This is a genomic window from Streptomyces sp. NPDC007095 (genome assembly GCF_040634475.1).
In the GTDB taxonomy this organism is placed as follows: domain Bacteria; phylum Actinomycetota; class Actinomycetes; order Streptomycetales; family Streptomycetaceae; genus Streptomyces.
In genome coordinates this window covers 1-19,312 of sequence record NZ_JBEYFS010000015.1, presented here as the reverse complement: position 1 = coordinate 19,312, position 19,312 = coordinate 1, and the positions used below count along the sequence as shown (strand labels likewise).

At 71.5% G+C, this 19,312-nt stretch carries 15 protein-coding genes and 3 pseudogenes; 12 read left to right on the top strand and 6 right to left on the bottom strand.

Annotation, left to right across the window (positions count from 1 at the left end):
* Positions 1-15 precede the first annotated feature (15 nt).
* Positions 16-1,632: a glycerol-3-phosphate dehydrogenase/oxidase gene (locus ABZ656_RS07735; RefSeq protein WP_101406091.1), complete on the top strand. Its 1,617-nt coding sequence runs from the start codon at positions 16-18 to the stop codon at positions 1,630-1,632.
* Positions 1,633-1,724: 92 nt separating this feature from the next.
* Here the strand turns inward: ABZ656_RS07735 and mtnK are convergent, their stop codons facing one another.
* From mtnK to ABZ656_RS07715, 4 genes are read right to left on the bottom strand one after another with little or no spacing between them, the layout of a single operon-like run.
* Positions 1,725-2,885, bottom strand: a complete 1,161-nt coding sequence (gene mtnK, locus ABZ656_RS07730) for an S-methyl-5-thioribose kinase (protein WP_360265593.1) — start codon at positions 2,883-2,885, stop codon at positions 1,725-1,727.
* Positions 2,886-2,900: 15 nt separating this feature from the next.
* The gene (locus ABZ656_RS07725) at positions 2,901-3,941 is read right to left on the bottom strand and encodes an ABC transporter permease (protein WP_360265590.1); all 1,041 of its coding nucleotides are present in this window, start codon (positions 3,939-3,941) and stop codon (positions 2,901-2,903) included.
* 25 nt (positions 3,942-3,966) lie between these two features.
* Positions 3,967-5,499: a sugar ABC transporter ATP-binding protein gene (locus ABZ656_RS07720; protein WP_101406088.1), complete on the bottom strand. Its 1,533-nt coding sequence runs from the start codon at positions 5,497-5,499 to the stop codon at positions 3,967-3,969.
* A complete protein-coding gene (locus ABZ656_RS07715) occupies positions 5,486-6,592 on the bottom strand; it encodes a substrate-binding domain-containing protein (protein ID WP_360265586.1) in 1,107 nt (368 codons plus the stop codon). Before ABZ656_RS07715 ends, ABZ656_RS07720 begins: the two co-directional genes overlap by 14 nt.
* A gap of 552 nt (positions 6,593-7,144) precedes the next feature.
* Between ABZ656_RS07715 and ABZ656_RS07710 the strand changes: the two genes are divergently transcribed.
* From ABZ656_RS07710 to mtnB, 3 genes are read left to right on the top strand one after another with little or no spacing between them, the layout of a single operon-like run.
* The gene (locus ABZ656_RS07710) at positions 7,145-7,744 is read left to right on the top strand and encodes a cupin domain-containing protein (RefSeq protein ID WP_099923546.1); all 600 of its coding nucleotides are present in this window, start codon (positions 7,145-7,147) and stop codon (positions 7,742-7,744) included.
* A complete protein-coding gene (gene mtnC, locus ABZ656_RS07705; protein ID WP_101406086.1) occupies positions 7,741-8,460 on the top strand; it encodes an acireductone synthase in 720 nt (239 codons plus the stop codon). Before ABZ656_RS07710 ends, mtnC begins: the two co-directional genes overlap by 4 nt.
* Positions 8,457-9,065: a methylthioribulose 1-phosphate dehydratase gene (gene mtnB / locus ABZ656_RS07700; RefSeq protein WP_075027707.1), complete on the top strand. Its 609-nt coding sequence runs from the start codon at positions 8,457-8,459 to the stop codon at positions 9,063-9,065. The genes mtnC and mtnB overlap by 4 nt, the downstream gene beginning before the upstream one ends.
* An 83-nt stretch (positions 9,066-9,148) precedes the next feature.
* Here the strand turns inward: mtnB and mtnA are convergent, their stop codons facing one another.
* Positions 9,149-10,180 carry an S-methyl-5-thioribose-1-phosphate isomerase gene (gene mtnA / locus ABZ656_RS07695; protein ID WP_101406085.1) on the bottom strand — a complete coding sequence of 344 codons (1,032 nt, stop codon included), beginning with the start codon at positions 10,178-10,180 and terminating at the stop codon, positions 9,149-9,151.
* A 329-nt stretch (positions 10,181-10,509) separates the two neighbouring features.
* On the opposite strand from mtnA, the pseudogene ABZ656_RS07690 reads away from it, so the two are divergent.
* From ABZ656_RS07690 to ABZ656_RS07665, 6 genes and pseudogenes are all read left to right on the top strand, one after another.
* Positions 10,510-11,058: pseudogene (locus tag ABZ656_RS07690) on the top strand (BMP family ABC transporter substrate-binding protein); the annotation flags it as partial.
* A pseudogene (locus tag ABZ656_RS07685) lies at positions 11,054-11,473 on the top strand (ABC transporter permease); the annotation flags it as partial. The pseudogenes ABZ656_RS07690 and ABZ656_RS07685, both read left to right, overlap by 5 nt.
* Positions 11,470-12,228: a nucleoside phosphorylase gene (locus tag ABZ656_RS07680; RefSeq protein WP_360265652.1), complete on the top strand. Its 759-nt coding sequence runs from the start codon at positions 11,470-11,472 to the stop codon at positions 12,226-12,228. The pseudogene ABZ656_RS07685 and the gene ABZ656_RS07680, both read left to right, overlap by 4 nt.
* Positions 12,225-13,526 (top strand): annotated as a pseudogene (locus ABZ656_RS07675) (amidohydrolase). Before ABZ656_RS07680 ends, ABZ656_RS07675 begins: the two are co-directional and overlap by 4 nt.
* A 100-nt stretch (positions 13,527-13,626) precedes the next feature.
* Entirely contained in the window at positions 13,627-14,298 is a 672-nt protein-coding gene (locus ABZ656_RS07670) for a FadR/GntR family transcriptional regulator (RefSeq protein ID WP_054231141.1), read from the top strand.
* Between the two features lie 170 nt (positions 14,299-14,468).
* On the top strand, positions 14,469-15,464 hold the full coding sequence (locus ABZ656_RS07665) for a PAC2 family protein (protein WP_095855555.1): 996 nt from the start codon (positions 14,469-14,471) through the stop codon (positions 15,462-15,464).
* Between the two features lie 148 nt (positions 15,465-15,612).
* Here ABZ656_RS07665 and ABZ656_RS07660 read toward each other — a convergent pair whose 3' ends face one another.
* Positions 15,613-16,587, bottom strand: a complete 975-nt coding sequence (locus tag ABZ656_RS07660) for a superoxide dismutase (RefSeq protein ID WP_101406083.1) — start codon at positions 16,585-16,587, stop codon at positions 15,613-15,615.
* A gap of 285 nt (positions 16,588-16,872) precedes the next feature.
* On the opposite strand from ABZ656_RS07660, the gene ABZ656_RS07655 reads away from it, so the two are divergent.
* Both ABZ656_RS07655 and ABZ656_RS07650 read left to right on the top strand, forming a co-directional pair.
* Positions 16,873-18,630: a S8 family peptidase gene (locus tag ABZ656_RS07655; RefSeq protein WP_360265579.1), complete on the top strand. Its 1,758-nt coding sequence runs from the start codon at positions 16,873-16,875 to the stop codon at positions 18,628-18,630.
* Positions 18,631-18,690: 60 nt separating this feature from the next.
* The gene (locus ABZ656_RS07650; protein ID WP_101406081.1) at positions 18,691-19,221 is read left to right on the top strand and encodes a hypothetical protein; all 531 of its coding nucleotides are present in this window, start codon (positions 18,691-18,693) and stop codon (positions 19,219-19,221) included.
* Positions 19,222-19,312: the final 91 nt, after the last annotated feature.

The following is a 19,312-nucleotide window of genomic DNA, read 5'->3' as shown; positions in this document are numbered from 1 at the left end:
GAGTAACAACCCGCAATGACCAGTCAGTCCACCCTGCAGTCCGTGCCTGCCCTCGGTACGCACCCGGCCTCCGGCTCCAACCCGAGCCGCGCCGAGACCCGGGAGCAGCTCTCCAAGGCGACGTACGACCTTCTCGTGATCGGCGGCGGCATCCTGGGCATCTCCACCGCCTGGCACGCCGCGCAGTCCGGTCTGCGGGTGGCTCTGGTCGACGCCGGCGACTTCGCCGGCGCCACCTCCTCCGCCTCCTCCAAGCTGCTCCACGGCGGTCTGCGCTACCTGCAGACCGGCGCGGTGAAGCTGGTGGCGGAGAACCACTTCGAGCGCCGTGCGGTCTCCCGCCAGGTGGCCCCCCACCTGGCGAACCCGCTCACGTTCTACCTCCCCGTGTACAAGGGCGGGCCGCACGGCGCGGCAAAGCTCGGGGCGGGCGTCTTCGCCTACTCCGCACTGTCGGCGTTCGGCGACGGCGTCGGCCATCTGCTCTCGCCGGCCAAGGCGCAGCAGGACGTGCCGGAACTGCGCACCGAGAACCTCAAGGCCGTGGCCGTGTACGGCGACGACCAGATGAACGACGCGCGCATGGCGCTGATGACGGTCCGCGCGGCCGTCGAGGCGGGCGCGGTCGTCCTCAACCACGCGGAGGTGACCGGCCTGCGCTTCACCAAGGGCCGGGTCACGGGCGCGGACCTCAAGGACGGTACGAACGGCGCGGAGTTCGGGGTCAACGCGCACCTCGTCCTCAACGCCACCGGCCCCTGGGTCGACCACCTGCGCAGGATGGAGGACCCGAACGCGGCGCCGTCCATCCGCCTCTCCAAGGGCGCGCACCTGGTCCTCAAGCGCACCTCCCCCTGGAAGGCCGCGCTCGCGACCCCGATCGACAAGTACCGCATCACCTTCGCCCTCCCCTGGGAGGACATGCTGCTGCTCGGCACGACCGACGAGGAGTACGAGGGCGACCCGGCGGACGTCTCGGTCACCGAGAAGGACATATCCCAGATCCTGGACGAGGCCGCGTTCTCCATCCGCGACCAGCAGCTCTCCCGTGATCTGATCACGTACTCCTTCGCCGGTCTGCGGGTGCTGCCCGGCGGCCCCGGCGACACCTCGAAGGCCAAGCGCGAGACGGTCGTCACGGAGGGCCGTGGCGGGATGCTGTCCGTCGCGGGCGGCAAGTGGACCACCTTCCGGCACATCGGCCGTACGGTCATGAAGAAGCTGGAGTCGCTGCCGGGCCACCCGCTGGGCGAGGACTTCGAGCCGATCTCCGAGCTGCCGAAGAAGCTGCCGCTGCCGGGTGTCGCCAACCCGCGCGCGGTCGCCCACCGGCTGCTCGTCGACGGCCCGGCGCCCGGCCCCCGTATGGGCGCCGACACCGCCAAGCACCTGGCGACGCACTACGGTTCGCTGGCCTTCGACATCGCGCGCCTGGCCAACGAGAACCCGGAACTCGGCGAGCGTGTCCACCCGGACGCCCCGGAGATCTGGGCGCAGGTCGTGTGGGCCCGCGACCACGAGTGGGCCGAGACGACGGACGACGTGCTGCGCCGCCGTACGACGCTGACGATCCGCGGGCTCGCCACGGACGAGGTCCGCGGCAAGGTGCAGGACCTGCTCGACAAGAAGTGACCACACCCTGAGCGGGTGATCCGATCGGTTTGAGGGGCGGCTCCCACGGGGGGAGCCGCCCCTCCGCGTGCGCCGCCACAGCCGAGCGCCCGTCAGCGCAGGAGTGCCTCGACGTCCTCGGGTGACGTCAACTCCGCGCGGCGGACGATCAGTTCGCGCCCGAGGAGGAGCGCGCGCCGGGAGGCGGGTACCGGGTCCGGGAGGGTGGTGAGGTCGGTGAGGTGGGCGAAGCCGATGACGCGGCGGACGATCTCCGCGCCGGCGAAGCCCAGGGACTCGGTCCAGACGCGGTCCAGGAAGCGGTCGAGGAAGGCGTCGTCGAAGAAGGTGTCGACGCGGGTCGGCCACAGGCGGCGGAACTCCGCCCTGAACGCGTCCCAGGAGAGCCGGAGTTGGTCGCCGTGGTCACCCTCGACACCGAGCGCGTCGGCGCGGGCCGCGGAGACGAGCGTGTTCGCCCAGTACAGGCCGAGGTCGAAGCCGATCGGCCCGACGAAGGAGAACTCGGGGTCGAAGACCCGTACCACCGGGGCGCCCTCGCGCGTGCCGACCATGATGCTGCCGGTGTGCAGGTCTCCGTGGAGCAGGGCCTGTGCGCCGGTCATGAAGAGGTGGCGCAGTTCGGCGACCTCGGTGCGCAGTCGCGGGTCGGAGCGGAAGGCGGCGGTGAGGTCGTCGAGGCCGGGGTGCCAGTGGTTGTGCTCGTGCTCGAGGTACGGCTCGCAGAACACGACGTCCTCGGTGATCTTGCACAGCTCGGGGCTGACGGAGGCCGCGATCAGCGCCTTGCGTTCGGCGGAGGGCATGCCGAAGTCGCTGGTGGCGAAGGAGAGCTGGGCGACGAACTCGCCTATGCGGCGGGAGGTGTCCGGGCCGTAGGTGCCGCCCTCGTTGAGGATCGTGCGCAGCACCTCCAGGTCGGACATGTCCTCCATGACGAGGGCGTAGTTGCCGGAGTCGTAGCCGTGGATCGCCGGGATCTTGTCCGGGGCGACCTTGGCGACCTGCTCGTAGGCGCGGGCCTCGGCGTCGGCGCGCTCGGGGCTCATCGGCCAGGAGGGGCCCGCGACCCGCACCCAGGGCAGGGCCTGCTTGACGGCGAGGCTCCGGGAGCCGTCGGTGGCGGTGGCGAGGAAGACGCGGTTCATGTTGCCGTCGGAGACCTCGCGGACCTCCGGCTCGTCGGTGCCCCAGTGGCCGCGCTCGCGCAGATAGCCGGCGACGTCCTCGGTCTCCAGGATGCGGTAGCCCATCGACTCGTAACTCCCTTATGCGGTGCGGCGCTTGGACAGGGTGAAGCTGAAGACCAGGGCGAGGATGAGGACCGCGCCCTCGACGACGTCCTGCGTGTAGTACGGCAGTCCCTCGATGGTCAGACCCGTGGTGATGATCCCGATCAGGACGGCGCCCAGGGCCGTGCCCCAGACGTTGGGGCGGCCCCGGCCGAGGACGGAGGTGCCGACGAGGGCGACGGCGACGGCTTCGAGCAGCTGGGAGGTACCGGCGGAGACATCACCCTGGCCGATGCGGGAGGCCAGGATCAGGCCGCCGACGGAGGCGAGGACGCCGGACAGGACGTAGGCGAGTGCCCGGTACGCGCCGACGCGGATGCCGGCCAGCCGCGCGGCCTCGGGGTTGGCGCCGATCGCGTACAGCACACGCCCCCAGCGGGTGCGGGCCAGGAACACCCAGGCGACGACGGTCAGCGCGCCGAAGATCAGCACCGAGACGGGTACGCCGAGGAAGCTGCCGCGGTCGATGCGCAGGAAGCCCTCGGTGAACCTGCCGGGCGCGGTGGTGCCGTCGGACTGGGTCATGCCGGGGGTGATGGACTGGCCGTCGACCAGGATGAGTTTGGTGCCCTGGATCACGAACATGGTGCCGAGCGTGGCCAGCATGTCGGGGATCTTGAGGACGACGATCAGCAGGGCGTTCAGCAACCCGGCCAGTGCGCCCGCCGCGACGACCGCGAGGATCGCGACCGTGCCGACCTGGTTGTAGGTGACCATCGTCTTCGCGGCGACCGTGACGCCGAGCCCGGCGACGGCGCCGACGGACATGTCCATTCCGCCGACGGCCATGGTGAGCGTGACGCCGAGGCCGAGGACGGCGGCGACGGAGACGTACCGGAGGGTGTCGAGGAGCGTCGCCGAGTCGCGGAAGGACGGCTCGCTGATCGCGAAGTACGCGAAGAGCGTGACGGTGACGAAGATGAAGCCGTACTTGATGACGGCGTTCTGGATCCGGTGGCCGACGGCGGGCGCGGACGGGGTCGCCGCCCGCACGGGGGTGCTCTGAGTGGTCGTCATGGCGTACCTCCTGGTGTGCCGGGCATCAGACGGACGCCGAGATGGTCTGGATCACGCGGTCGCGCTCCGCGTCTTCCCCGTAGGCGTCGAGGCGGATCTCGCCCGCGGCCAGGACGACGACCCGGTCGGCGATCTCGAGGATCTCGTCCACGTCGGCGGACAGGACGAGGACGGCGGCTCCTTCGGCGGCCAGGGCGCGGGCGCGGCGGCCGATGTCGCGGCGGGCGCCGATGTCCACACCTCGGAACGGCTCGTCCAGGATGAGGACACGGGGGTTCTCGGCGAGCCAGCGGCCGACGACGACCTTCTGCTGGTTGCCGCCGGACAGCTCCTCGACGGTGCTGTGTTCGTCCCGGGCGACGACGCCGAGCTGCTCGATGGTGGCGCGGCCGAGCGCGTCCTCCTTGGCGCGGCTCACGAGTCCCACCGTGGAGAGCGACCTGAGGAACGGCAGGGAGATGTTCTGGGCCACCGACCAGCCGGGGACCAGCGCGTCCGCGTGCCGGTCCTCCGGGACCAGGTGGATGCCGCCGCGGATGGCGTCGGCCGGGCGGCGCGGCTCGTAGGGCTTGCCGTCCAGCTCGACGGCTCCCCCGGTGAAAGGTTCGGCGCCGAAGAGGCCGCGGGCCAGTTCGGTCTTGCCCGCGCCCAGCAGCCCGACGACGCCGGTGACCTCGCCGACGCGCAGGTCGAGGTCCTGGGGCGGGTGGCCCGCCAGGAGCGGGACGCCGCGCAGGGAGAGGACGACCTCGCCGTGTTCGCCCGTGTGCTGCGGCCGGGCGGTGGTCGTCTCCTGGGCCTCGGCGAGCATGGCGCGCAGGGCGCTGTCCCAGTCGAAGGGCTTGACCTGGTCCTCGGTGAGACGGCCGTCCCGCAGGACGACCAGGCGGTCGGCGAGCGCGTCGATCTCGCCGAGGCGGTGGGAGACGTAGAGCACCGCGATGCCCTCCGACCTCATCCGTTCGACGAGCGCGAACAGGCGCTCCGCCTCGGCGGCGGAGAGCGCGGAGGTCGGCTCGTCGAGGACGAGGAGGCGGGGCCGGGTCGCCAGGGCCCGGGCCAGGATCAGCAACTGGCGGTCGGAGATGCCGAGTTCGGTGACGTCCCTCCTGAGCACGGCGTCGCTCCAGCCGAGGTCCAGGGCCGACTGGATCTCGCGGGCCCGGGCCAGCAGCCGGCGTCCGTTGAGGAAGGGGTTGCCGCGCGTCTGGGCCAGCTCCTCGAAGACCAGGTTCTCGGCGACCGAAAGGCCTGGCACGATGCCCTCGCCGATGCGCTGGTGCACCGTCTGGATGCCCAACTGGCGGGCGGCGAGCGGCGAGTGGAGCGCGACGGGCACGCCGTTCACGCTCACCTGGCCGCCATGCTCCGTGTGCACGCCGGACAGGATCTTGATGAGCGTGGACTTGCCGGCGCCGTTCGCGCCGAGCAGCGCGACGACGCTGCCCGGCGCGATGTCGAGGGAGACGGAGGCGAGCACCGTCCTGCCCCCGAAGGCCATGCTGACGTCGCGGAGGGCGACCGCCGCGCTCTCCACCGGTGCGTCAGTGGGCGACATTGGGAATCCAGTCCGCGGTGCTGACCTTGGAGAGGTTCAGCGCGGGCAGCGCCGTGCGCAGCTGGTCCATGTTCTCGATCTTGTTCTGCTTCAGGAAGTCCCGGGTGATGGCGACGGCCGGGAACTCGACCGAGGTGGTGTTCAGCTGGCCGGCCAGATCCAGGGCGGCCGTACGGACGACTGCGGCGCCGACCGCGGACGGGTCGGTGCCCGCCGTGGCGACCCACGGGCTGTCCTTGGCGGTCATGTTCTGGATGTCGGCGTTGGAGACGTCCGCGCCGAAGACCTTCACCTTGCCCTGGAGCTTCTTGTTCTGGACGGCGAGGACGGTGCCCTTGGCGAGTTCGTCGTAGGGGGCGAAGACGCCGGTCACATCGGAGTTCTGGGTGAGCGCGGCGGACACCAGGGGAACGTTGTCGGTGGCGGTGGAGTCGGTGACCTTGCCGACCTTGAACGCCTGCTTCCAGCCATTGGCGTCGGCGGTCTTCTTCCAGACGCTGTCGCGCTTGTCGAGGGCGGCGTACCCGGCGACGTTGACGTAACCGACCTTGGCGTTCTTGCCGAGGTCCTTCGCCATGACGTCGAGCACGGCCTGCGCCATGCTCGCGTCGTCCTGCTCGGTGCTGACGACACTCTTGTCGGTGGTCTCGACGTCGTAGACGACGACCTTGATGCCCTTCTTCACCGCCTGGTCGATCTCGGGCTGGATCGTGGCCGGGAAGCCGTGGTCGACGATGACGGCCTGCGCGCCGGAGTTGATGGCCGAGGACAGGTCGGTGGCCTGCTTGGCGTTGTCGGCCTGGGCGTCGTACACGGTCAGGTCGATGCCGAGGGCCTTGGCCTGCGCCTTGGCGCCGTTGCCCCACTGCTCGAAGTAGTCGCCGGCGCCGCTCTGCCGGACCAGGGCCACCTTCACGTCGCCCTTGCTGAACGGGGCGGGCTTCTTGCCGGTCGCGGCGGAGGCCGAGGCGGCCCGGTCGCCGGTGCTCTGCGAGGCGTTGGAGGACTGGGAGCAGCCCGCGAGGAAGAGCGCGCAGACGGAGGCGAGCGACAGCGCGGCGAGGGGGACGCGGGTACGGGCGGCACGGGACATGAGGGCTCCAGAGCTGGGCAAGCAGGATGAGCGAGGCGAAGAGGGAGTGCCGGTCCGGAGCGCCGGGGAGGAAACATGCCAGGGCGACATACGTCTCGTACACGGGCGGGCGCCTCGGGTTCACGGGGAACGCACCGAGGGCGGGGCGTGGTTGAGCGCTCCGGGGTAGGTCAGCGACAGCGGGCTGTGGTCGACCGGAGCAAGTCCACGTACAGCCGCCGCACGAGCAGCAGCGTCTTCATAGGCAGATCATGTGAACGTTTCCAGCCAGCCGTCAAAGTATTGGACGTCGTTTCTCAGTATGTGGAACAACCACTTCGTCACACTCGGCCGATCACCGGGCGGGAGTTACCATCGCCGGACGATGTCGGACAGTGAGGCTTCCGATGACGACACCATGCGCGACAGCGATGCACCGCTGCACCGGCGCGGCGTGTCGCGGCTGACCACCGGCTCTCCCGCCTCCTGCACGCCGCCTTCCTCGTCTCTGGGCCGGGCACCGATGCCAGTCTCGGTATCCGGACATCCCATCCATCCCTTGGAGTTTCTCTCATGACCCTGCTGACGACCTGGCCCGAGTCCGGACCCGAGACACTGGTGCGCCGTACCTCCGACCCGGCCGAGATCGCCGCCGCGCTCGCGCCGATCGGTGTGCGCTACGAGCAGTGGCCGGTCCGCGAGGACGTGCCCGCGGACGCGGACAGCGACACGGTGTTCGCCGCCTACGGTGCCGAGATCGAGAAGCTGAACGCGGAGGAGGGCTTCACGACGGTCGACGTCCTCGGGCTGCACCCGAGCGACGACCCCGAGTACCCCGCCAAGGCGAAGGGGGCGCGCGCGAAGTTCCTCCAGGAGCACACGCACGACGACGATGACGAGGTGCGCTTCTTCGTCTCGGGGTCCGGGATCTTCTACCTCCACGTCGGCGGCGAGGTGCACGCCGTGCTGTGCGAGAAGGGTGACCTGCTGGGCGTGCCGCGCGGTACGACGCACTGGTTCGACATGGGGACGTCGCCGTCGTTCACCGCGATCCGGTTCTTCCACGAGGAGGACGGCTGGGTCGGGAACTTCACCGGTGACCGGATCGCGGACCGCTTCCCGGACTTCGACACGATCGACGCGGGGTACCAGCGGGACCGGGCCACGGCGTGACGCTCCGGTTCGACGTGGACGCCGTGGTGCTCGACATCGAGGGCACCACGAGCGCCACGGGCTTCGTCGTGGACGTGCTGTACCCGTACTCCCGCTCTCGGTTCGGAGCGCTGCTCTCGGAGCGGAGCGGTGATCCGGAGGTGGCGCGGGCGACCGCGCAGGTGCGGGAGCTGATCGCGGAGCCCGACGCGGACGCCGCCCGCGTCGAGAAGGCCCTGAACGGCTGGCTCGACGAGGATCGCAAGGCCACCCCGCTCAAGACCCTCCAGGGCATCATCTGGTCCGAGGGCTTCGCACGCGGCGACCTCGTCTCGCACTTCTACGAGGACGTCGTCCCGGCGCTGCGCGCGTGGCACGCGGCGGGCGTACGGCTGCACGTGTACTCGTCGGGGTCCGTGGCGGCGCAGCGGGCCTGGTTCCGGTCCAGTCCCGAGGGCGATCTGCTGCCGCTCGTCGAGGGGTTGTACGACACGGAGAACGCGGGACCCAAACAGGAGCCGGCGTCGTACGCGACGATCGCGGCGGCGCTGGGCAGCGCGCCCGACCGGCTGCTCTTCCTCTCCGACCGGCCCGGCGAGCTGGACGCGGCGCGGGCGGCCGGGTGGCGGACCGTGGGGGTACGCCGCCCCGGGGAGCCGTACTACGAGCAGGGCGTCGGCGATCACCCGCAGGCGGGGACGTTCGACGAGATCACCATCGCGAGGAGCACCACATGACCGCCGAGACACCGGCCCTCGACCTCAAGGAGGCGGGCGCGGTCCTGGCCGCCGAGTCGGCCCGCTTCGCCTCCTTCGGCTGGATGCGCGGCACGTCCGGCAACCTGTCCGTCGTCCTGAGCCGGGACCCGCTGCGGCTCGCCGTCACCGCGAGCGGGCACGACAAGGGTGAACTCACGCCCGACGACGTGGTGCTGGTGGACGGTTCGGGTGCGGCGGTCGCCGGCGGGAAGCCGTCGGCGGAGGCCGAGCTGCACGCGCGCGTGGCCGCGCTCACGGGTGCGGGGGCTGTCGTCCACGTCCACACGGTCGCGTCCGTGGCCATGGGGCGCCGGGAGCCCGGAGGCATCGTGTTCCGGGACCTGGAGATGCTCAAGGGCGTCGGCCTGCCCGCCCACGACGTCGAGGTCACCCTCCCCGTCATCGCCAACAGCCAGGACATGAAGGTCCTTGGCGACCGCCTGGAAGCGGCTCGCGACCCCCGCATGCCGGCGGTCGTCGTCGCGGGCCACGGGCTGTACGTCTGGGGCACGGACCCGCGCCGGGCCCGCCATCACACCGAAGTGGTGGAGTGGCTGCTGGAGTTGGAACTGACGGGCCGCTGAGCGACCGCGGCGGGTGGACTCACCCGGGACGAAAGAGGTGGACTCACCCGGGACGAAAGCACCGTGTGAGTCCGCCCCTGCGGCTAACGCAGGTGGTGGGCCGGGAGTTCGCCTGCCGATATCTCCAGCACCCCGCGCTCCGTCACCAGGCCCGTCACCAGGCGGCCCGGGGTGACGTCGAAGGCCGGGTTGTGGCCTCGGGACCCGATGGGCGCCGTGCGTATGCCCGACCACTCCAGTACCTCGTCCTCGCCACGGAGTTCGATGTGGATGTCGGCACCCGTGGCCGTGGCCAGGTCGACCGTCGTGGTGGGGGCGGCCACCAGGAACGGGATTCCGGCGTCCGCGCAGGCGAGGGCGACCCCGACCGTGCCCACCTTGTTGGCCGTGTCGCCGTTGGCGGCGATGCGGTCGGCACCGACGATCGCCGCGTCGACCTCGCCCCTCAGAATCGTTCCCGCGGCGGCACCGTCGGCCTGGACGTAGTGCGGGATGCCCTCCTGGACGAGTTCCCAGGCGGTGAGGCGGGAGCCCTGGAGGAGGGGACGCGTCTCGTCGGCGTACACGACCTCGACCAGGCCGCGCGCGTGCAGTTCACGGATGACGCCGAGCGCCGTGCCCCAGCCGGCGGTGGCGAGCGCACCGGTGTTGCAGTGCGTGAGCACCCGCAGCGGCCGGTTGGCCCCGGCCTTCTTGAGCAGCCAGTCCGCGCCGTACGCCCCCATCGCCCGGTTCGCCTCGACGTCCTCGCGTTGGACGGCCTCGGCCTCCGCGAGCACCGCGTCGAGTCCCTCGTCGAAGCGGGCCATCACACGGTCGACGCACACCATGAGGTTGACCGCGGTCGGGCGCGCCGCACGGACGCGGGCCACGGCCGCCCGCGTCTCCTCGGCCGACCAGCCCTCGCGCTCGCCCTGCAACAGCGCGAGCGCCACCCCGTACGCCCCCGCCGCCCCGATCGCCGGCGCGCCGCGCACGACGAGCCGCTGGATCGCGTCCACCAGCCCGTCCACGTCACGGATCTCGCGGGTCTCGGTGCGGTGCGGCAGCACCGTCTGGTCGATGAGCGCGAGGCTGTTTCCGGTCCAGTCGACGGCGCGCAGTTCCTGGGGCATAACGGGCACTCCTGATGTTCCGAAGATGCGCGACACCGTACATGACCTTTACGAACCACAGTTCGAGACAGTCGGACACGTGTCCTGAAACCGGTGTTACTCTCCGGCACCCGCAGCCCCCAGGCCGACGTGAAGGAGGACGTGTGCTGCTCACGATGCGCCGCTTCCTCGACTTCGGCCGGTGCGCCGCCGACGGCTGTCGTAGCTGACCGCAGTTCAGCTCCCGCCGTTCGCCCCGAGCTCCACCCCCCCTCACCGCTCCACCCTCTTCGCGCTGCCGCCCCGGCGTGCCCCGCCGCACCCACCGGAAGGTCATCCCCATGTCCCCCGTGTCCCGCAGAAGTCGCCGCCCCCTCCGGTTCGCCGCCCTCGCGGCGGGCACCGCGCTCCTCGCCACCGCCTGCAACGCCGCCGCCAAGGACAGTTCCTCCGAAGGCGCCAAGAGCGGCGGCAAGTCCTTCACTCTGGTCACTCCCGACGCCGTCGGGCAGAACGAGTTCCTGAAGCTCGCGGTCGACGGGGTGAAGGCCGCGGCCAAGGCGCACGACGGGACGCAGAAGGTTTACGAGTCCTCCGACACCGCCTCGCAGCAGCAGAACGTGCAGGCCGCGGTGGAAGCCAGGCCCGACGTCATCGTGCTGGTCGGCTTCGAGTTCGCCGACCTGGTCGCGCAGCAGGCCAAGGCCCACACCGACCAGCAGTTCCTGATGGTCGACGCGTGCACGACGAAGATGTTCAAGAACGTCGGTTGCGCGGTCTTCCGCGAGCACGAGGGCGTGTACCTCGCGGGCGCGGAGGCCGGACTGCTCAGCAAGAGCGGCAAGGTCGGCGCGGTGGACGTCCTCGACACGCCCCAGTTCCGGCGCTACAGCGACCCGGCACGTGTGGGGACTGCGCCTGCGCGGGGTCGGCGAGGCGCCTCAGGCCGCGGCGACCCTCGGTGTCAGCCCGGCCAAGTACCAGTACGCGGCCGTACTCGTCTCGGGTGTCCTGTGCGGGCTCGCGGGGGCCCAACTCGCCCTCGGCAACGTCACGTTGTTCTCCGAGAACATGACGGCGGGGCGCGGCTGGATCGCCGTCGTCACGGTCATGCTCGGCCGTGCCCTGCCTCTCGGCGTCCTGCTCGCCGCGCTGCTCTTCGGCCTCGCCGAGGCCGCCGGCTTCCGTCTGCAGGGCCTCGGCCTGCCCCAGCAGGCGACCGACGCCGCGCCGTACGTCGTCACGCTCGGCGCCCTCTTCCTCACGACGGCACGCCGCCGTCGCCGTACCACCCCCGCTGGAGCCGTCTCATGACCCAGGACCTGCTGCCCATCACCCGCATACCCCGCACCGGTCTGCCACCGTCCGCCGTGGTCGTCGGCGACCCGGCGCGCGCCGCGGCCGTCGCCGCCCTGCTCGACGGCGTCGAGGAGGTCTCCTACCAACGTGAGTACCGTGTTTTCAGAGGGAGTTGGAAGGGTCTGCCGGTCACCGTCGCCTCGCACGGAGTCGGCGCGCCGGGCGCGATCCTGCTCTTCCAGGAGCTGGCCGACGCGGGCGTCACGACCTTCCTGCGGTTCGGCACCGCCGGGGCGATGCGCCCGGGCATCGGGGACGGCGATCTCGTCATCGCGGAGGCGGCCGTACGGGACGACGGGGTGACCCAGCAGCTGCTGCCGCCGGAGTACCCGGCGGTCTCCTCCCCCGAGGCGGTGTTCGCGCTCCAGCGCGCGGCCCGCGCCGCGGACGCCCCGCACCACCGGGGTCTCGTGTGGACCCGGGCGGCCTTCCAGCCGGGCCTGATCCCGCTGACCGCCTACGACAACGCGGGCCTCGCGGCGATCGAGATGGAGCTGTCCGCGCTGCTGGTCACCGCGTCGCTGCGCGGTCTCGTCGCGGGCGGCGTGCTCGTGATCGACGGCGCGAACGCGGACGAGCTGGTCGACGAGGAGAACACCGGCGGCTACAACCCGCACCGCGACGTCGTCGCGACGGGCGTGGAGCGCGGTGCGGTGGTCGCGCTGGAAGCACTGCGTCTGCTGGCGGAAGAGAGGGCGTGCGCCGCATGAGCGAGCACGCCGATCTGCTGGTCCACGGCGGGGACGTCCTCACCGTCGACGAGGCGGGTACCTTCGTACGCTCCGGCGCGGTCGCGGTCCGCGACGGCGAGATCCGTGAAGTCGGCGCCGCCGAGGAGCTGCGCACGCGGTACGAGGCCGCCGAGACTCTCGACGCCACGGGCTGTCTCGTCCTGCCCGGCCTCGTCAACACCCACACGCACCTGGCGATGGCGCTGCTGCGCGGCCGCGCCGACGACGTCACGCTCCAGGGCTTCCTGGAGCGGGTGCTGCGCTGGGAAGCGGAGTTGCTGTCGCCGAAGAACGTCGCCGCGGGGGTGCGGGCCGCGATCGCCGAGAGCGTACGGGCCGGGGTCACTTCGGCGCTCGACATGTACTGGTTCCACGAGGCGGCCGAGCGGGTCGCCCGGGAGGCGGGCTGGCGGCTGCACACCGGGCCGACCTTCATGGACGTACCGGACCCGGCGGACGGCATCGCGTACGAGGACCGGATGGCGTGAGCCCGCCGTGATCTGGCCGATCGCGCGACGGCTCGGCCCGGCACCCGACCCGTCCTCTTCGCGCACTCGACCTACGCGCTCTCGCCCGATCAGCTCACCGGCATCGCCGCGCTGGCACGGGAGTTCGGCGCGCTGCTGCACATCCGCGCGGCGGAGAACGCGACCGAGGTCGCCACCGTCGAGGTCCGCCACGGCAGTCGGCCCGTGGAACTTCTCGACTCACTCGGGCTGCTCGGACCCGATCTGCTGATCGCGCACGCCGTGGATCTGACGGGTCCCGAGATCGCGGCCCTGGCCCGCACCGGCACCTCCGTCGCGCACTGTCCGGTCTCCAATCTGAAACTCGGCTGCGGCATCGCTCCGGTGCCGCGCCTGCTGAGCGCGGGTGTGACGGTCGGGCTCGGCACGGACGGAGCGGTCAGCTCGAACACGCTGGACATGCTGGGGGCGGTCCGGCAGGCGGCCCTGGTCCACAAGGCGGCCGGCGATCCCACGGCGGTGGGCGCCGAACAGGCGGTCCGGATGGCGACCCTCGAGGGTGCCCGCGCGCTGGGCCTCGGCGACCACCTGGGCTCCCTGGAGCCGGGCAAGCGCGCCGACCTGATCGTGCTCGACCTGAACGCGCCCCATGTGCGGCCGGTGCGCAACCCGTGGTCCACGCTCGCCTACGCCGCGCACTCGGCGGACGTGAGGGACACCGTCGTCGACGGCAGGATCCTGATGCGGGACCGCGTGCTCACGACGCTCGACGAGGCCGCCGCCCTCGCCGATCTGGAGGCTCTCGCCTGATGCGACCGTGGATTGTGTGTCCGTTCGGCCTGGTGACCCCACATAATGGCCCAAGACATCGGATGACTCAGCGACATCCGGAGTGACAGGGAGGTCGGCCATGGCAGTCACCGATGAGGCGATCGAGAAGATCAAGGGCATGATCGTCTCCGGCACGCTGCGCCCCGGCGACCGGCTTCCCAAGGAGAGCGAGCTCGCCGCCGACCTCGGCCTGTCCCGGAACTCCCTGCGGGAGGCGGTGCGCGCGCTCTCGCTGATCCGCATCCTGGACGTACGGCAGGGCGACGGCACGTACGTCACCAGCCTCGACCCCCAGCTCCTCCTGGAGGCGCTGAGCTTCGTCGTCGACTTCCACCGGGACGACACGGTGCTCGAGTTCCTCGCCGTGCGCCGGATCCTGGAGCCCGCCGCGACGGCGATGGCAGCCTCGAGGATCAGCGAGCAGCAACTGCACGCCCTGACCTCCCAGCTGGACGCGCTGGGCGCCGCCCCCTCGGTGGAGGAGCTCGTCGCCTGCGACCTGGAGTTCCACCGGGGCATCGTGCAGAGTTCCGGGAACTCGGTCCTGTGCTCGCTGCTGGACGGCCTCTCGGGACCCACCACCCGGGCCCGGATCTGGCGCGGCCTCACCCAGGAGGACGCGGTCAGTCGCACCCTTCACGAGCACCGGGCGATCCTGTCCGCCCTGCGGGACCGCGACGCGGAGGCGGCCCGCTCGTGGGCGACGGTGCACATCGCGAGCGTGGAGCAGTGGCTGCGCAGCACCCTGTAGAAACAGCTCGGATGACTCGGGGCTGGTTCATGACGGCGATCACGAGTGTTTCCGGCCCTTCGGTGGGGCAGTGATCCGTTCACTCCCCCGTGCAAGGGGGCTGCGGAGGCCCCCTGGGCACGCCGTAAGGTTGGGGCGTACGTAAGGGGCACGTCGGAAGGAGGCGCTGGGTGATCGAGCTCGAGGGGGTTCCCGAGCTGATCGACCCGGTCATGGTGGCCGCGTTCGAGGGCTGGAACGACGCCGGCGACGCCGCCTCCACCGCGGTCGCGCATCTCGACAGGGAGTGGAAGGGCGAGGTGTTCGCGGCGCTGGACGCCGAGGACTACTACGACTTCCAGGTGAACCGCCCCACGGTGTGGCTGGACGGCGGGGTCCGCAAGATCACCTGGCCGACCACGCGCCTGTCGGTGGTCCGGGTCGGCGGCGAGAAGCCGCGCGACCTCGTGCTGGTCCGCGGGATCGAGCCGTCGATGCGGTGGCGCTCGTTCTGCAACGAGCTGCTCGGCTTCGCGCACGAGCTCGGTGTGGAGCTGGTGGTGATCCTGGGCGCACTGCTCGGTGACACCCCGCACACACGTCCGGTACCGGTGAGCGGGGTCACCTCCGACCCGGACCTGGCCCGCACGATGGACCTGGAGGAGACCAAGTACGAGGGCCCCACAGGCATTGTCGGCATCCTCCAGGAGGCGTGCACGCACGCGGGCGTACCGGCGGTGTCGCTGTGGGCGGCCGTACCGCACTATGTGTCGCAGCCGCCGAACCCGAAGGCGACGCTGGCCCTCCTCAACCGTCTGGAGGACCTGATCGACCTGCGGATCCCGCTGGGCGAGCTGCCCGAGGACGCGCGGGCCTGGCAGCTGGGCGTGGACCAGCTGGCCGCCGAGGACAGCGAGGTCGCCGAGTACGTGCAGACGCTGGAGGAGGCCCGGGACACCGCGGAGCTGCCGGAGGCGTCGGGCGAGGCGATCGCACGCGAGTTCGAGCGCTATCTGCGGCGACGAGACGGCGGCGGTCCGGCGGGCCCGGCCCCCGGCGGACACGCCACGGCCGACGGCAGCGACAGCTCCTCGTATCTGCGGGACAACCCCGGCGGTCGTCCGAAGCCTCCGAAGTCCCCGCGGCCGGAGACCGGCACCGAGGACGAGGACTCCCCGGAGGACTGAGCGGACCGATCGGACGGACCAGACGGATCGGACCGACCAGACGGACCAGACGGATCGGGCCGGGCGGGCGGAAGCCGGGCTGACGGAAGGGGCGGTGCGCACCTGGCGCACCGCCCCTCCGCGTTCCGTACCCCGCGGTCTCCTCGCGTCAGCGTTCGACGGCGATCACGTCGTACGGGGTGTCCGGCGTCGGGGTGGTCGTGAAGCGGGCGTTGGGCAGGTACAGGCGGTCCCCGTACGCGGCCACGGTGGTCGGCACGTCGAGGCCCGGGTCGGTGAGGCGGCGTTGGAAGACGCCGCTGCGCCCGTCGGGCGAGAGCCGGAAGACGTCGATCGCGTTCTGCATGTTCTGCACCGCGTACAGCGTCCGGCCGGTGAGCAGCAGCCCGTCGCCGTTGACGAGGGGCGCCGCGTCGCCGAGGTCGACGAGCCGGGTGGCTCCGGTCCTCGGGTCGACCCGGTGCAGGGCGCCGACCCCGGTCTGCACGACGAGCAGGGCGGCACCGTCCGGGGTCCGCGTGATCCCGTTGGCGTTGATCGTGGCGCCGGGCACCTGGCTCCAGTCGCCGCTCAGGGGGAGCCGTACGACGTCGGCCGCGTCCGGCAGGGCGCCGCCCGGGCCGAGCGGCAGCGCGTACAGCGTGGGCTGGTAGGAGTCCGTGAACCAGACCGCGCGGGGGGTCAGGACCACGTCGTTGACGAAGGTCTCGGGCTCCGTGGCGAGGACGTACGACGCGAGTTCGGCGCCGGTACGGACGTCCACCACGCGGGCGCCCGTACCGACCGTGGCGATGAACAGCCGCCCCCTGCCGTCGAGTTTGAGCCCGGCCGCCGCCGTACCCGGCCCCGGGGCGATGGTCCGGCCCTGTCCGGTGCGCAGATCGGCGCGGTAGACCGAACCGTCGGCGATGGATCCGAGGTAGGCGTACGCACCGCCGCCGATGGTGATGCCCTCCGGGCGGATGCCGTTCGGCAGATGTATGACGGCGGGTAACGACTTCTCCGCTGCCCGGGCCGGGCCGGCCGAGGACCCGGCGAGCGCGGCGCCGACGGTCGCGGCACCGGCGGTGAGCAGTCTTCGGCGGCTGAGACGGTCTTCGAACGAACGGTGCGTGGATGTCACGGTGCGTCCTTCCGGGCGGGACCGGGAGTTGACCGGTCGAGCGATCAACTGTCCCTGCCACCCCACCACATGACACCCGGCTCCGCAGCCTTTGGCCTGTTTGCTGCGTGACATCTGTTTCAGGCCGGATTGCACAGGTTTCCCCATTCAACTTGTTTTCAAACCGAGTTGGCGAAGACGGGGTGGACGAGTCGCCGTCGGCGTGCCAGGTTGTGCCCCGAAGGCGCGGCCCGGGGACGGGACATGGCAGCACCCGCAGGACCGAACCGAGAGGAGCGGTACGCGATGACCGACCAGGTACAGCCGACGCAGGGCCCGGGAACGGCCGGGCCGGGACCCGACGGAGCGGGGTTCACCTACCGGGGAGCCGAGCAGGAGCTGATCGTCGTCGCACGCCCCGAGGCCCGGCTGCGCGCCGGCGCCGATGGCGTCCGCTCGGCGGCGGGCTCGGACGTGGCGGCCCTCAACATGTTCCTCAGTGACGAACAGCTCGCCCTGGAGCCGCTGTTCGGCGGCGAGGAACGACTGCGGCAGTCCCAGCCGGCGGACGGCGGGGGCGGGAACGACCTCGCGCTCTTCTACCGGGTGCGCGGCGTCGAGAGCCGCGCCCAGGAGCTGCGTTCACGGATCGCCGCGCTGCCGGAGATCGACACGGCGTACGTGAAGCCCGGCGCCGTCCCCGCCTCGGTGGGGTCGGCCGGGCGGACCGCGCAGGGCTCGGCGGGCCCGGACGACGGCCGCCGGACGAAGGAAGGGGCTCCGGTCACCCCGGACTTCACCAGCCGCCAGGGCTATCTGCGGCCGGCGCCCGAGGGCATCGACGCCCACTGGGCCTGGCAGCGGCCGGGCGGTACGGGCCAGGGCGTGACGGTGATCGATGTGGAGGGGGCGTGGCAGCTGGGCCACGAGGACCTGGCCGCGAAGCTCGCCGGCGTGGTCGTCGGCACCCCGCTGACGGACCTCGCCTGGCGCAACCACGGCACCGCCGTCATCGGGGTGATCGGCGGCGACCGCGACGAGCGCGGGATCACCGGCATCGCGCCGGACGCGGTGACCGCGGCCGCGTCCTTCCAGGGCATGGGCACGGCGGCCGCGATCCACGCGGCGGCCGAACGGCTGGGCCCCGGTGACATCATCCTGGTCGAACTGCACGCCCCAGGGCCGCGGTTCGACTTCGAGGAGCGCGACGACCAGCAGGGTTACATCGCGATCGAGTGGTGGCCCGACAACTTCGCGGCCATCCGGTACGCGACCGCCAAGGGGGTGCTCGTCGTGGCGGCCGCGGGCAACGGCGCCGAGTCGCTCGACGACGCGGTGTACGAGCGGCGCCCCGCCGAGTTCCCCGCGTGGTGGCGCAACCCCTTCAACCCCGCCAACCCGTCCTCCGGCGCGGTGCTGGTCGGCGCGGGCGCACCGCCGCCCGGCACGCACGGCCGCGACCACGGCCCGGACCGCTCCCGCCTCGCCTTCTCCAACTACGGGGCGCGGGTGGACGCACAGGGCTGGGGGCGCGAGGTCACGACCACCGGCGGCTTCTGGGACCGGCCCGGCGATCTGCAGGGCGGTGCCGAGGAGATCGGCTGGTACACGGACACGTTCTCCGGGACCTCCTCCGCCTCCCCGGTGGTGGTCGGTGCCCTGGCCGCGCTGCAGGGCATGCTCAAGGCGGCGGCCCAGGAACCGATGTCCCCGCAGCGTGCCCGCGCGGTGCTGCGGGCCACCGGCTCCCCGCAGCAGGACGCGCCGGGCCGGCCCGCCTCCCAGCGGATCGGCAACCGGCCGGACATCAGGGCGGCGGTCACCCGTCTGCTGCCGGAGGCGGTCGGCTCGGGCCAGGCCGAACGGTACTGGGACGAGCTGCTGCCGTACCCGCGCGAACTCCCGCCCAGGATCCGGCTGTTCGTGGCCGGTGACTGGCGCAACCTCAACAACCCCTCCCCCGAGATCCGTCAGGCGGTGCACTCCGCCTTCGCGGGCGGACGGCCCGACGTACGTGTCTGGTTCTCGGAGGACGAGATCGTCGGCCTGGTGGTCACGGGCTGACGTATCCGAGGGCGTAGCCGCAAGTCAACGATTCGATGATTCACGGAAGGTGGCACCCGTATGAGCACCACCCCGCAGATGAGTCAGCAGCAAGGGCACCAGCAGGGCATCCAGCTGGGGCAGCAGGGACCGAGCACGGCGCCGCCCCAGCAGTTCGGACAGCAGCAGCCCATGGCGTTCGGACCGCAGCTGCAGCAGCCGTTCGGACAGCTGCAGAACCCGCAACACCAGAACCCGCAGCAGCACATCCCGCCGCAGCAGATTCCGCAGCACCTCCAGCAGCAGCTCCAGCAGATGGGGCAGCAGCAGCCGTTCCAGCAGCTGCTCCAGCAGCTCGGCGGGCAGCAGCAACAGCAGCAGGCGCAGGTCCTGACGAGCGGGATCGCCCAGCACTTCTGGGACGTGGTCACCCCGCTCCCCGGCCAGCCGTCGATCCTCTACCTGTTCATCGACAACGCCTGGCGCCCCCTGGTGAACCCCAACCAGGTCACCCACGACGAGGTCCAGCAGGCCTTCGCCTACGGGCAGCAGGTCATCGGCGTCTACGACGTCAACAGCAACGCCGTGCAGGCCGTCATCGTGAACAAGTGACGCTCTGAGAACGAAGAACGAAGGGGCGCCGGGCGGTGAAAGAACGCGCTTTCTCGTACCTCTCCCCGAACGCAGGCGCCGCGTTTTTGTA